10 protein-coding genes are annotated in these 13,833 nt (G+C 61.1%); 7 read left to right on the top strand and 3 right to left on the bottom strand.

Annotated features, from left to right (window positions below):
* The first annotated feature begins 130 nt into the window (after positions 1-130).
* Together repC and J3R84_RS20270 are read left to right on the top strand one after the other, a co-directional pair.
* The gene (gene repC, locus J3R84_RS20275) at positions 131-1,438 is read left to right on the top strand and encodes a plasmid replication protein RepC (RefSeq protein WP_113569730.1); all 1,308 of its coding nucleotides are present in this window, start codon (positions 131-133) and stop codon (positions 1,436-1,438) included.
* A gap of 1,332 nt (positions 1,439-2,770) precedes the next feature.
* Complete coding sequence (locus J3R84_RS20270; RefSeq protein WP_025429638.1) at positions 2,771-3,925, top strand: RHE_PE00001 family protein; 1,155 nt, start codon at positions 2,771-2,773, stop codon at positions 3,923-3,925.
* Between the two features lie 369 nt (positions 3,926-4,294).
* Here the strand turns inward: J3R84_RS20270 and J3R84_RS20265 are convergent, their stop codons facing one another.
* Together J3R84_RS20265 and J3R84_RS20260 are read right to left on the bottom strand one after the other, a co-directional pair.
* On the bottom strand, positions 4,295-5,473 hold the full coding sequence (locus tag J3R84_RS20265) for an IS110 family RNA-guided transposase (RefSeq protein ID WP_207932864.1): 1,179 nt from the start codon (positions 5,471-5,473) through the stop codon (positions 4,295-4,297).
* A 260-nt stretch (positions 5,474-5,733) separates the two neighbouring features.
* On the bottom strand, positions 5,734-6,888 hold the full coding sequence (locus tag J3R84_RS20260) for an amidohydrolase (RefSeq protein ID WP_025429640.1): 1,155 nt from the start codon (positions 6,886-6,888) through the stop codon (positions 5,734-5,736).
* Between the two features lie 299 nt (positions 6,889-7,187).
* Between J3R84_RS20260 and J3R84_RS20255 the strand changes: the two genes are divergently transcribed.
* On the top strand, positions 7,188-8,063 hold the full coding sequence (locus J3R84_RS20255) for a LysR family transcriptional regulator (protein WP_084815180.1): 876 nt from the start codon (positions 7,188-7,190) through the stop codon (positions 8,061-8,063).
* 22 nt (positions 8,064-8,085) lie between these two features.
* Here the strand turns inward: J3R84_RS20255 and J3R84_RS20250 are convergent, their stop codons facing one another.
* On the bottom strand, positions 8,086-8,910 hold the full coding sequence (locus J3R84_RS20250) for an IclR family transcriptional regulator (RefSeq protein WP_025429642.1): 825 nt from the start codon (positions 8,908-8,910) through the stop codon (positions 8,086-8,088).
* Between the two features lie 148 nt (positions 8,911-9,058).
* On the opposite strand from J3R84_RS20250, the gene J3R84_RS20245 reads away from it, so the two are divergent.
* From J3R84_RS20245 to J3R84_RS20230, 4 genes are read left to right on the top strand one after another with little or no spacing between them, the layout of a single operon-like run.
* Positions 9,059-9,829, top strand: coding sequence for an enoyl-CoA hydratase/isomerase family protein (locus tag J3R84_RS20245; RefSeq protein ID WP_025429643.1), 771 nt, complete (start codon positions 9,059-9,061; stop codon positions 9,827-9,829).
* 57 nt (positions 9,830-9,886) lie between these two features.
* The gene (locus J3R84_RS20240) at positions 9,887-10,963 is read left to right on the top strand and encodes a polyamine ABC transporter substrate-binding protein (RefSeq protein WP_025429644.1); all 1,077 of its coding nucleotides are present in this window, start codon (positions 9,887-9,889) and stop codon (positions 10,961-10,963) included.
* Positions 10,964-10,974: 11 nt separating this feature from the next.
* On the top strand, positions 10,975-12,054 hold the full coding sequence (locus tag J3R84_RS20235; RefSeq protein WP_203528662.1) for an ABC transporter ATP-binding protein: 1,080 nt from the start codon (positions 10,975-10,977) through the stop codon (positions 12,052-12,054).
* A complete protein-coding gene (locus J3R84_RS20230; protein ID WP_057205839.1) occupies positions 12,051-13,817 on the top strand; it encodes an ABC transporter permease subunit in 1,767 nt (588 codons plus the stop codon). The genes J3R84_RS20235 and J3R84_RS20230 overlap by 4 nt, the downstream gene beginning before the upstream one ends.
* The last annotated feature ends 16 nt before the right edge of the window (positions 13,818-13,833 follow it).

Raw genomic sequence — 13,833 nt, 5'->3', positions numbered from 1 at the left:
ACGACTAGCGCAGCGGAAACCCTTCTCTCGTGTAGCAACTAGAGAATCCCATTTCCGCGAATCACTGTCAAGCGTTTTTAACGTCGTTTCGGCGAACGGACTTCTTTTGCCTTTGAAAAGGTGAAGAGAGATGGAGCGTGGAAATGTGACGACGCCCTTTGGGCGGCGCGCGATGACGCTTGGCATGTTCGCAAGCCAAGTCATCGCGAGCGAAATCGATTCGCAGCAGCCGATCGATAAATGGAAACTGTTTCGGACCGTCTGTGAAGCCAAGGCTGTCGTCGGCGTGTCCGACCGTGCTTTGGCCGTACTCAATGCGCTGCTCAGCTTCTACCCTAAGGTCGAGCTGACGTCAGGCAAGGGGTTGGTGGTGTTTCCATCAAACAACCAATTGGCCCTGCGCACCCATGGCATGCCAGGCACCACACTGCGTCGCCACCTGGCAACATTGGTGGAGGCCGGCCTTATCCTTCGCAAGGATAGCCCAAATGGCAAGCGTTACGCCCGTAGAGATACAAAGGGCGCCATCGGCGACGCCTTCGGGTTCGATCTGTCACCGCTGCTTGCACGCGCCCATGAATTGCAAACGGCCGCAGCCGCAGTCGCTCTGGCCCGACAGGAGGCGCAGCTTGCCCGTGAGCGTCTCAGCCTTTGCCGTCGCGATCTGACCAAGCTCATAGACGTGTTGCGCGAAACCGACCAAACTTCCAACTGGGACGACCTTCAAAGCCGTTATCTTCTCGCCGTCGACACCCTTCCGCGGAAACCTGGCCTCGCTGAAATCGAGCCTGTTCTCAAGCAACTGGACGCGTTGCGCGCGGAAGTGCTCAACCAATTGGAAAAACTGGTAAATCTTGAAAATTCGGACACCAATGATAGCCAAAATGGCTGCCACATACAGAGTTCACATCCAGACTCTTCTACTGAATCTGAACCGGGCTTTGGAAGTGAAGCTGTGACGTTTTCGAACTCACGCCAAACGTCCGACAGCATGGCCGTTGTGCAGGCAAGCAATCGGACGGCAATTGCAACAGACGCGGCCTCCCAGACCGAAACACCGGAGGTAACCCGGGGTAAAACGCATCGACCTCCGCAAACCTTCCCGCTATCAACCGTGCTGAAAGCCTGCCCTGATATCGTCGACTATGGTCCTGGCGGGAAGGTGCAGTCCTGGCGTGATCTGATGGTGGCTGCCGCTGTGGTCCGTTCCATGCTCAATGTCAGTCAGGGAGCGCATGATGAAGCGTGCCGGGTGCTCGGCCCAGAAGCGGCCGCGACGGTGCTCGCATGTATCCTCCAGCGCTCGCCGCACATCGCGTCTGCCGGTGGTTACCTGCGGGACCTGACGCGGCGATCTATGCGACAGGAGTTCGTGGTTGGGCCGATGGTCATGGCGTTGTTGCGTGCCAATCCCGGCAGTATGGCGCTAGCCAGCTGAGCTAGAACAACGCGGCTGTTTCGACGGACGTTGACAGCTGTCAACTGCGGCTAGTTGTGCGCCTCATTCGGCAATCAATGTCCAATGAGGCGGACTGGTGGCCGACCTGTGCAGGATGTTGAGATCGAGTTTGCCGGGTCCAACACCTCGCAGCAGCTGATCCCGATCCCTGCCAAATTGCAGCGTGCGCGGCGCTGAGTACCGGCTTGCGACGGGCAACGTTAGATCGGCCCCTTGGTGAGTTGACAGCTGTCAACGGTTTCACGTCAGGCCATTCGAATGGAAAATACCACAACCACCAGCCCGCTGCAGATCCGTACACTTAACCTCTATCGACGAGAGGGTCGTCCAGTTCGCGGACTTCTGATCAAGGTCTGCCCCACCGGCTCCTGTCCTCCCCGGCAGAAAGATGGCACAAACGCTGAGGCTGCAAGGTGTCTACACCCGCAAGCGGTCACAACCTCAACCGCGTCCTGAGGCCGTGCAGGCATGAAGCTGCCCAACCGCACCTTCAGACGAGCATTATTCTGTCAGGCATTGCATTGGGTGATTTTCCCCACGCGCTCGGGGTGTGACGGGGCGAAACGCGATCCGGCAAAGTTCTAATGCATTGAGGCTCCGGACATGCCGGAGGGTTGCCTTATAAACCGTCGATAGATGTGATTGGTCGTTGGCCTGAGTTTGTTGTTACCCTCTGGCGGGGCCGATGTTGACAGCTGTCAACGCGTGACGGGCCGTTTTGTCGGAAAGTATCGCTCCTACACATTCGGCAGCATGAACGAACGCAAGCTGCTGCGTGGGCGCCATGCCCATCGCGATGCTAAGGCGAGTTAGTTTCGCCAGAGCGAGAAAGCGCCTGCGTGATAGGTTGCGCAATGCCTTTTCGGCCCAGAGAAGGGCAGGGGCCACCTGTCGCATAGACGCGTGTTGACAGCTGTCAACACGCAGGCGTTCGTCTGGCATCCCCAGCTCGAACCGCTATCCGTCCGCAATCCTGTCCGGCCTGACCTGTCGACTTCGATGACCAAAATCCCTTCACGACCGTCTTTCGAGACGTTAGCCGAATGGAAAGGAAATGCTGCTATGTTGGCAATGCTGGCTTCCTGCGTTGCGAATGGCCCTCAAGAGCGTACAATGTGATGGTCGAATTCGTCGATTCGAATCCGGTTTGCGCTCATTTGAAGCGCTAAGAAGGCCATTCTAGCCTTCCGTACTGGTCAACGCAGAAACCCGACGACAAACATCCCGGTATCCGCTAAAACGGCATGTCATGTGTGTCGGAAGAAAACTGTCCGTTTTCCTTCCGTTTGCCAGAAATAGCGTGTGATTGTAATGCGATACCAAATCCCGGAATTAGTGCTGCAGACGCTGTTTTCCGCAACGATCGAAGCTGAAGATCGGTTGGCGCGGCTGGATGAGCGTGCCGGCCGCCATCCCGTCGCCGAAGGCTTTCGCGAGCGTGGTCAGTTCTTCGATGCGGCCGGTGCCCTCTGGGTTGCCGGCGAATTGGTCCATGTCGAGGATCTGGTGCTGCATGATGCGCATATGGATGCCCGTGCGCCGACACACGAGTTGACGATCGCGCATGCAGTCTTGCGTGCGCGCCGGAGGATCTGGTTGTCCGACCCTGATTGGGCGCTATCGTCCGCCGGTCTGGCGGTCCTTCGCGGCGAACAAGTCGGCGGCGAGACACCGTCGATCGAGATGGACCGAGGCGTTCCGCCGGGGACGGCGGATGACGATAATGTCATCGCTGACGGCGATGACGACGACAATCCGCTTTCCCTCGAGTTCGCGGAGATCGATGCTGCGATCGCGCGATCGCAACGTCTGCTCGATGAACAGGCGGATGAAGTCGGTGACAGCGGATTTGGGGGGACAGAGCGCCCGTCCGCCTCAGAGCCCAAGGGACAGTTGGGGCTGCTTTTCGATGACGAATGGGACGAGGGCGCGCGGCTCGAGGCGTGGCGATCCCTGATTGCGGCTGCGGACCGAATGCCGGCCTGCCTTGGCGCGGCGATGCTCTTCGATGCCTGGGAGCAGATCGAGCCGCTTCGCAGGCAGCATTGGCTGGGAGGGTTGCTCGTTGGCGCCTACCTGCGCGCGCGTGGTAAAGTGACGTCGCATCTCATCAGCTTCCATACGGGCCTGAAGACAATTCGCCACGAACGGCGTCGTGCAAGAGATCAGGAGGTTCGGCTGAGGGCGTTTCTGGAGGCTCTAGTCCTCACCGGCGAACTTGGCCTCAAGGAGTTGGATCGACTGTTTCTCGCCAAGACCCAGATGGAAATGCGCGTGCGCGACCGTCGCTCAAATAGCAGCCTGCCAGGCCTGATCGAGCTTCTGCTGTCTCGGCCGATCGTTTCCGCCGGGCTGGTGGCGCGTCATGTCGGCGTCACCCAGCGGGGCGCGCTCAATCTTGTCCGCGAACTTGGGGCCAAGGAAATGACCGGCAGGGGGCGTTACCGCGGTTGGGGGATATTGTAACCGGTTGCGCAGTTGCACAGGCGGCAAACGGTCTTGACCGGATGTTCGGCTCACCGCGGCTTACATGGGGAACTTCGGGTCAAGAACTTTTAAAGGTCCATCGCATGTTTCCTTCGGTCGCTCTTTCGGCATCCAAGGCTGAGCCTGTTCGCGTGAACGGGCCTGTTTCCATTGCCGGTTCAAACTCACATTCGGTCGCCGCGCCGAGCGGCTGCACCATCATTCCGCTTGCGTTGCGGCAAAGGCTCAGGAGGACGAGACCATTCTTAGTAGCGGCGTTTGAAGCCATGTCGCGGATCGGTTCGTCCCCCTGGATCCGCCAGGATTGATCGCTCCTGGAAGATTAGAGAATGTGGCTTGTGTGCATTGTCAGGCCGTCTTTAACACCGCGCCCTCGATGACAACGCCGGCGATCACATATTTCCATAGAGCAACCAACAATTTGCGTGCCAGCGCCACGATCGCGCGCTTCTTCGCGCGCCCACCGCTGGATTGCACGCGGGCCGTAAACCACTGGCTCAACGCTGATTGCGGCTGATGGCGCAACCACAACCACGACAGTTGGATCATCGTGGTACGCAGGCGCGGGTTGCCCGCCTTCGAGACGCCTTGCTCGTGATCGATGGTTCCACTCTGCCAGGGTGTCGGTGCCAGCCCCGCGTACGCAGCAACCTGTCGCCGGTTGTCAAAATGGCGAAACAGCCCTTCGGTCCAGAGAACAGCCGCGAATTCCAGACCAATGCCTTTGACTTCGCACAACATCGCCCCAGTTGGGATCAGCGTTGCCGCCACGCTGTTCTTTTGCGCCGCCAGGAGCGTATCGCGCTCGTTCTCCACCGCTGTAATTTGCTCTAGCAACAATTCAAGGCGATCAAGTTCACGGCTTATTTGAGTTTTGAGGTGGGTCGGCAAAGGACGGCCATCACCCGTGTGAAGCTCGTCCAGTTGCTTGCGCCGGTTCTTGCGCAGCGGCTCGTAACCACTTATGCCCTGACCGAAGAGCAGGCCTTTAATGCGATTGACATGTTTGACGCGCTCGGCGATCAGAACCTTGCGCTCCCGGCAAAGGCGACGGCGATCTTCTTCCTCGGGGCTTGGCGCATTGACCATGGCGCACACCCGCGGCTCTCCGCGTTTGAAGGCCAACAGCGCTCGGACCAGCGCCTCACCATCCAATTTGTCCGTCTTCGCTCGCCGGCGCCTGCGCGAGGTTGCTATCGAGGCTGGATCGACGACGTAACTTTCTATCTCGTTCGCCTTCAGCACACGATCGATCCAGAAGCCGTCAAGCCCGGCTTCCTGAATGCTCACGATCGGAACCTGATTGCCCGTACGAGATCGCACCTTCTCCTGGAGCTGAGTAAAACGACCCAGCAATGCCGTCACATCGCCGCCAACCACAGAGTGCTTCGACATCTTCTCGCCGTTTCCCGGCGACAACGATGTGATCAGCCAGGTTGAGCGAGAGAGTTCCAACGACACGAAAATTGCGGCAAGATCAGTGCGGATAGCGGTCGGCGAATGCGGTTGGGAAGTTCCAGCTTCCATGACGGCGTCTCCTATGAGGTGAGTGCGTTATTGCAGCCTCACTCTGCCAGAGCGCCGGCCGCTATTCACTCCCCATGGAATCTTTGTAGGTCAACTCAGGCGTCAGCTCTTGATCCTTGAACGACGGTGCCACGGTCGACGGCGGGCAGCAAAGATCGCAGCGCAGCCCGATTATTCGGCATAGTCCTACAGGTGATCCAGACCACAGTCTTGATCCGGGGGGCAACGAATGCCTGCCGCTCGCTGCTCCCTGTCGGCAATCAGCCTAGCAGGTTGCGGATCGTCCGCATGAAGGCGCGAGCGCCCACCTCGATCAGTGCATCGGGAAAGTCGTAGTCCGGATTGTGCAGGCGAGGGTGGTCCTCACCTGCACCGAGGAAGAACATTGCTGAGGGGGCGACGCGGCCGAAAAGGCCGAAATCTTCCGATGCCTTCATCGGCAGGGCGGTCGGGCCCGCGTCGTGGCTGATCCGCTCCTCGCCAAGAGCGCGGCGCAAATGGTCGACGGCCGCCGGCGCGTTGCTGCACTGATGGAAGATATCTTCGTAGCTGATCGACGATGTGAGCCCGCCGGCCGTCGAATGTTTATGGACGAGAGCTTCGGCACGCCTCACCAGCTCACCCATCCGCTCGTCCGTCAGCGTGCGCAATGTTGCCCAGATCTCGGCATGGCCGGGGCTGATGCCGAAGGCGGGTTCGCCGAGGCGCGCGTGGGTCACGGTTACCAGCGTGAAATCGGCATCGAGCGAACCGCCGGCGCCAAGTGCAGTCAACTCACTCAGGAGATGAGCCATGGCGGAGGTCGGGGCGACGCCATCTTCCGGGCAGGACGCGTGCGCGGTCTTGCCCGAAAGCACGAACCTCATGCCGCGCGAGGCGCAATTGACCGGCCCTTCGGCCAACGCAACGTGCCCCAGCGGCAGGCCGGGAAAGTTATGCAGCGAAAACACAAAGTCCGGTTTCAGCGGCTCGAATTTAGGATCCGCCAACACGGCGGCGGCACCGGCACCATTCTCTTCGGCCGGTTGGAAAAGCAGGATCGCCCGCCCGCGTGCCGGTCTTTTCCGGGAGAGCCCTTTGGCGAGCGCCATTAGGATTGCCGTGTGGCCGTCGTGTCCGCAGAGATGCCCCTTGCCGGTGATCTCGGATCGGTGCGGCGAAGTTGAAAGTTCTTCGATCGGCAAGGCATCGAGTTCGGAGCGGATCATCACGGTCGGACCATGGGTCGCTCCGTGATAAACGGCCGCCACCCCATGCCCACCGAGGTCAGTGACGATCTCGTCCGGTTGGCTCGACCCCAGCGCCCGTGCGACCATTCTGGCCGTCTCGACCTCTTCGCCTGATAGCTCCGGCTTGCGATGGAGTTCACGCCGAAACGCGGTGATCTCGTCCAGTTCGCCACCATTCAAAAACATGCGCAATATCCCAACCAGTGTCCGCCTCGGTGGGGCGTGTCGATCGAGCCCCGGTATCGGTGGGGAATGTGAAGCGGCGCTCCAGCTCTGTCTAGTCGGGAAAGTGCAAGTCGGCGAAGTGTCCGCATCGAGACCGCGAGTGCCGGGTAGTGTTGGAAGACGATATCGGTCGGGACCGCTGTAACCCAATCGACTTTCTCCACCGCCCGGAAAGCAGGCGGTGGAGAGATCGAGGAGGGCCGCTAAGGTCCCCATTCTCCCGAGGCGGCGTCCGCCACCAGACGCACCAGCATCTTGCCGTGGTTGGCACCCCTGAAGAGGTCGATGAAGGCGGAGGGAGCATTTTCGAGACCGTCGACCACGGTTTCGCGGATTTTGACCTGCCCCGCCTTCAGCCAACCGACCATATCGAGGAGCGCCTGGGCGTCTCGGTTTTTGAGATCGAGGGCCGCAAGGCCCTGCTGACGCGCCAGGGCCATGTGCTCTATCGGCGCGGCAAATCGCTCGTCGACGAAGCCACAAGACTGGAGCGTGCGGCGAGAAACCTCGCCAAGGGCCAGGAGCAGGAACTTCGCCTTGCGGTGGAGGGGCTGTTTCCCACATGGCTCTTGCTGCGCTGTTTGGACCAGTTCGCAGCCGAATACCCGGAGACGCGGATCGAGCTTTTCGAAACCGTCATGGGCGGCACGGACGAAATGCTGCTCTCGGGCGCCGTCGATCTTGCGATCTGCGCCGATACCCTGCCGGCCGGCCACAGGGGCGAGGTGCTGATGCGCTATCGGGCGATCGCGGCTGCCGCCCCGTTCCATCCGCTGCATCAGATCGGCCGCGAACTGGCAATGGAGGATCTGAAAGGGCACCGCCACCTCGTCATCCGTGACAGCGGGCTGCAACGCGTGCGCCATAGCGTCTGGAATGTGACTGAACAGCGGCTCACCGTCAGCCACAAATCAACATCCATACGGGCGGCCTGCATTGGCATGGGTTTTGCCTGGTATCCGGAAGACTGGATCCGCGAAGAACTGGCCGCAGGCCAGCTCAAGCCCTTGCCGCTCAGGGAAGGGGCGGAGCGCTGGGGCGCGATGTATCTGGTTTATCCCGATCCTGATGGTGCCGGACCGGGCGCCCGCCGGTTGGGCGATATCATCATCCACGCGGCACAGGGCGTCGCATGAGCGATTGACCTGGGTCGAACAGCTATCTTCGGGCGCCACCAACGAGCGAGATCGAGCGCGCCGCGGCGGTCACCAGCGGAGCAAAGCGTTCTTCCGTTTCCTCCGGCGTGTAGCGGCTGCGCGATACCGCGATGTTGATCGCGCCGTAAGGCGTGCCATTGGCATCCAGCACCGGTGCGGCGATCGACAGGTCGCCGTGGAAATATTCCTCGAATGCGGTGGCATAGCCCTTGGTCGCCGATTGTTTCAGCTTTGTCTTCAGCGCATCGATGTCCCATGTCGTGTGCGGCGTAAACGGGTAGAGATCCGATTTTTCGAGGATTGCATGGGCGGTCTCCTCCGGCAGGCCCGAGAGGATGGCGATCCCCGGAGCCGTGCAATAGGCCGGCAGCCGCGTGCCAGTGATGACGTCGTTGTTCAGCACGTGACGGCTCATGAAGCGCGACACGAAAACAATGTCGGTATCGTCGAGCACGGTCAGGTTGACGGTTTCTTCGGTGGCTTTGCTCAAGTGCAGAAGATAGGGCATGCCCCTTTCGACGAAGCCGCTGGCGCGGGTGTAGTGATAGCCGAAATCAAGCGCCTTCACCGTCAGCTCAAAGCGCTTCGTATCGGCGTTTTTGCCGAGATAGCCGAGCTTGGCGAGCGTGTGCGTGAAGCGCTGGGCGGCGCTCATGTCGAGCCCGGTTTCCTCGGCGATCTGTGACAGGCTGAGGTTCGGGCGGCGACCGTCAAAGGCTCTGAGAACCCTGAAGGCTTTCTCGACCGACTGCACCAGCAAGGGATCGCGGTCTTCTCCCGGCGTTTCGTTTTCGTCTGTCGCAGCCTTGTTCGCCTTGCGCGCCATGTATCCCCGTTCCCTGCGGTTTCCCACATATCGATAACAGAATCGCCAAGCATCGGAAAAGGTGCTTGACAGCTAAAATAAACCTAATCACACTATGACATAACAATTATCGCATTGCAATAGTTGTTTAATTGCAACGGAGAAAATCATGGACCGCTTCATCCTGACAGAACGGCGTGGCGAGGTCGGCGTCATCACGCTGAACCGCCCCGAAATCCTCAATGCCTGGCACAGCCCGATGCGCCAGCAGCTGGTTGCTGCCTTCACGTCGTTCGAAGAAGACGAGACGGTCCGCGCCATTATCCTGACCGGTGCCGGTGATCGTGCGTTCAGCGCAGGCCAGGATCTGAACGAGACGCGCACATTCGACGGTGCCCGTGGCCAGGAATGGGTGGGCGAATGGGAACGGCTCTATGATGCGATGCGCTCGCTGTCGAAGCCGCTGATCGCGGCACTCAACGGCGTTGCTGCCGGTTCTGCGTTTCAGGTGGCACTTCTCTGCGACTTCCGCGTCGCTCATCCGGGCGTGCGTATGGGGCAGCCGGAAATCAATTCCGGCATCGCCAGCACCACAGGCCCGTGGATGATGCGCGAGATGATCGGTCTTTCCCGCACCATCGACCTGACGCTCAGCGGTCGCCTGATGCAGTCGGATGAATGCCAGGCCATCGGCATCATCAACCGCATCGTTCCGCAGGAACACGTCATGGATGAAGCCCTCTCGCTTGCCCGCGAACTCGCCGCCAAGCCGCCGGTCGCCATGCGGCTTGACAAACAGCGCTTCAGGGAGATGACAGAGGCTGGTTTCCGCGACTGCCTCGAAGCCGGCGCTCGCATCCAGCGCGAAGCCTACGCCTCCGGCGAACCGGCGCGGATGATGGAACAGTTTCTCGCACGGCGTGCGGCAAGCAAGGCCTGACAAGGGCCAGGTCGCTTATGGGAGGCGGCGCGCAATCCAAAACAAGAGGGTAGAACAATGACCAGCAACAAACGCATACTGATTGACCGCCGCAGCCTGTTGAAAATCGGCGGAGGCCTGGGCGTCGCCCTGGCCGCGCCTGCCGTCTTCACGCGGTCCGCATTTGCCGCCGAAACCCTGACCGTCGCCGATCCCGGCGGCCCCTACAGCCCCGGTTACCGCAAGGCATTCTACGATCCCTTCGAACAGGCGACCGGTATCAAAGTTATCAATGTTGCCCGCGACGCCGAACCGACCGCCCAGTTCCGGGCGATGGTCGAGACCCAGTCCTATAGCTGGGACGTCTGCACGCTGACGCTTTCCGCCCGCGACATTCTCGAAAAGCGCGACCTGCTCGAGCCGATCAACCTGCCGGCAGCCGACGTTCCCGGGCTGATGCCCGACGCCCTGACCGAGCTATGGCTTGGCGTCGACGTCTATTCCACCATCATGGCCTATCGCACCGACCACTTCGACGCGGCCAACGGTCCGAGTTCCTGGGCCGATTTCTGGAATGTCGAGAAATTCCCGGGGCGGCGTGCCCTGCGCAAGAACCCGATCGATACGCTGGAGCAGGCGTTGCTGGCCGATGGCGTGCCGATCGCCGAACTCTACCCGCTCGACATCGAGCGCGCCTATGCCAGCCTCGAAAAGATCAAGCCGCATGTCGATGTCTGGTGGACAGGCGGCGCCCAGTCGAGCCAGTTGATCCAGAGCGGCGAAGTTGACCTGATCGCCCTGTGGAACGCCCGGGCCCAGGCGGTGATCGACGGTGGTGCGCCGGTCAAGATCGGCTGGAACCAGGGGCTCTACTCGATCGAGGGCTGGGGCATTCCGAAGGGCTCGCCGCGTGCCGATATCGCCCGGCAGTTCGTCAAGTTCTGCGCCGATCCGAAGCAGCAGGCGCTCTTTACCGAGTTCCTCGCCTACGGCCCGACGAACCTGAAGGCCTATGAGCATATTCCGGCAGAACGCGCTGCCGCCCTGCCCACCTCCGAGGCAAATCTGAAGGTCATGACCATTGCGCGGGAAGACTGGTGGAGCGCCAACCGTTCCGAAATGACCGAGCGCTTCAACGCCTGGATCCTGGGTTAAGGGGAAATCTGATGCTCGCGAAGCCCGAACAAGCCACTCGCCCAAAACTTCTCGTCGACGGATTGGCCAAGAGCTACGGCGCCACCGTTGCTCTCAAGCCCACGCACGTCGCGGTCCAGACCGGCGAGTTCCTGACGCTTCTCGGGCCTTCGGGCTCCGGCAAGACCACCTTGCTGCAGATGATCAGCGGGCTGGTCCTGCCAACGGAGGGCCGCCTGTTCATCGACGGCAGCAATGAGACGGAAACGCCGGTACACAAGCGCGACATCGGCCTCGTTTTCCAGCACTACGCCCTGTTTCCGCATCTGACGGTCGCCGAGAATATAGGCTTTCCCTTGAAGATGCGCGGCAAGATCACTGCCGAGATCGACAGGCAGGTCAAAGGCGCACTCGACATGGTTCAGCTCGGCCATCTGGCCGGGCGGTTCCCGCGCGAACTTTCCGGCGGGCAGCAGCAGCGCGTGGCGCTTGCCCGCTGCTTCGTCTACCAGCCGTCGATCATCCTGATGGACGAGCCGCTGGGCGCGCTCGACAAGAAGCTTCGCGAGCATATGCAGTTCGAGATCAAGCGGCTGCACCGGCAGACCGGCGCCACGATCATCTATGTGACGCATGACCAGGAGGAGGCACTGGCGCTCTCCGACCGCATCTGCCTGATGAATCATGCCATGGTCGAGCAGATCGGTCCGCCGCAGGAAATCTACGCCCGGCCACGCACCGCCTTTGCCGCCGATTTCATTGGCATCTCCAACATCTTCCGCGGCCGCGTCGAGCTTAGCTCGGGCGGTGTCGCGCACCTTTCGACCCCGAGTGGACGCTTCCGGATCGATGGCACCGGCCTTTCCAACAATGCCGAGATGGCGCTGGTGGTGCGGCCGGAGCATCTCGAACTCGGCTCGACTGGCGCAAACGAGATCAGCGGTCGCGTCGCAGAGGTCGTCTATGCCGGCTCTGAAACCCGACTGCTCGTCGACATCTCTGTCGGTGAGCTGGTCACGGTTCGTGTCCTTCCCGGTAAGCCGTTGCCTGGTATAGGCGACAACATCACGCTGAACTGGGCGCCGGAAGCCGCCGTGTTGGTGACGCCATGACCGCGGCGGCTGTCTCCACTCCGCGCTCTGTGCGCTCCAACCGCTTCCGCTTTGGGCCGCTTTGGCTGGCAGCGCCCGGCCTTGCCTTCCTTCTGATTTTCTTCCTCGTTCCCGTCGCAAGGCTGATGGGCCTCAGCCTCGAGGACGCCGACACCGGCGCGATGACCGCCAGCCACTATGCGAGGATCTTCGAGACCGACGTCTATTTCCGCGTTCTGTTGATCACCTTCCGCATCGCCGGACTGACGACGCTCTTCTCTCTGCTTCTCGGCTATCCCCTGGCCTACTGGTTGTCGCGCTTGCCGGATCGGACGCGCGGCACGATGATCCTGCTCGTGATGGTGCCCTTCTGGACGAGCTACCTCGTCAAGAGCTTTGCCTGGGTCATCGTGCTGGGACGCACCGGGATCATCAACCAGATCGGCCTGGGATCAGGTGTGCTCAGCCAGCCGCTGGAGCTGTTGCACAATGAACTCGGCGTTATGATCGGCATGGTTCATGCCATGGTGCCGCTCGCCATCCTCACCATGCTGCCTGTCATGACCGGCATCGACCGCCGGCTGACGCAAGCATCGGCAACGTTGGGCGCGACGCCTGCGAAGGGCTTCTGGCTCGTCTATTTCCCGCTTTCGCTTCCGGGTGCGGCGGCTGCCGGCCTGCTGACCTTCATCTCCTCGCTCGGGTTCTTCATTGTTCCGGCCCTGCTTGGTGGGCGTCAGCAGACGATGCTCGCTCAATTGATCATCGTCCAGGTTCAGGAAATCCTGAACTGGGCCTTCGCCGGGGCTCTTGCCGCGATGATGCTGCTGGCGGCACTGGTGACGTGCTGGGTTTACGATCGGGTGTTCGGGCTCTCCAGCCTTTCGGGCGAGCCGTCCGACGGCAAGGCCGGCAAAACCGGTTTCCTGCGCGCCCTTGGCCTGGCGATCCTCGATCGGGTGGCGAGCATCAGCAGCGCCATTGCGTCCGGCAGCCACCGGCTGTTGGGAGCGGCGGTTTCAAGCCGCATGCTCGGCATCTACAGCGTCTTGCTGTTCGCCTTCCTGATGCTGCCGACGCTCGTCGTCCTGCCGATCGCCTTTACCAGTTCGCAGTTCCTCGAGTTCCCGCCGCCGGGATATGGCCTGGAATGGTTCCGGACCTATTTCACCTCCGACCTCTGGGTCGCGGCCACCATCCGCTCGTTCGGCGTCGCCTTCGCGACCGCCATCGTTGCAACGGTGATCGGTGGCTTTGCGGCGCTGGCGCTTGCCCGTTCGCGTTCGCGCTGGCGCGGCATCATCTTCGCCTTCTTCCTGGCGCCGATGATCGTGCCGCGTATCGTCATTGCCGTCGGCCTGTTCTACCTCTTTGCCCAGATGGGACTTGTTGCCACCGACCTTGGCCTGGTGATCGGTCACACGGTGCTGGCGCTGCCCTTTGCCTTCGTCGCCATTGCCGCTGTGCTGAAGAGCTACGACTGGCGGCTCGACCAGGCTGCGGCAACCCTTGGGGCAAATCGGGTTCAGGCCCTGCGGTTCGTGACCGTGCCGCTGATCAAGAGCGGCCTGACGGCAGCGTTCCTCTTTGCCTTCATCACCTCGTTCGACGAGCTGACCGTGGCGATCTTCGTCAGCGGCGGCGTCAAGACGACCCTGCCGAAGCAGATGTGGGATGACATGATCCTGCAGCTCAACCCGACGCTCGCGGCGGTTTCGGTCGTCGTCTTCATCGTCGTGACAACACTTCTCCTGGCGGCGGAAAAACTCCGCCGCTCCACCTGACACCATATCCGAGATC

The sequence above is a fragment of the Ensifer canadensis genome (assembly GCF_017488845.2).
GTDB lineage: Bacteria > Pseudomonadota > Alphaproteobacteria > Rhizobiales > Rhizobiaceae > Ensifer > Ensifer canadensis.
The sequence above is the reverse complement of the archived record's forward strand: the minus strand, read 5'-3'. Positions and strand labels throughout refer to the sequence as shown.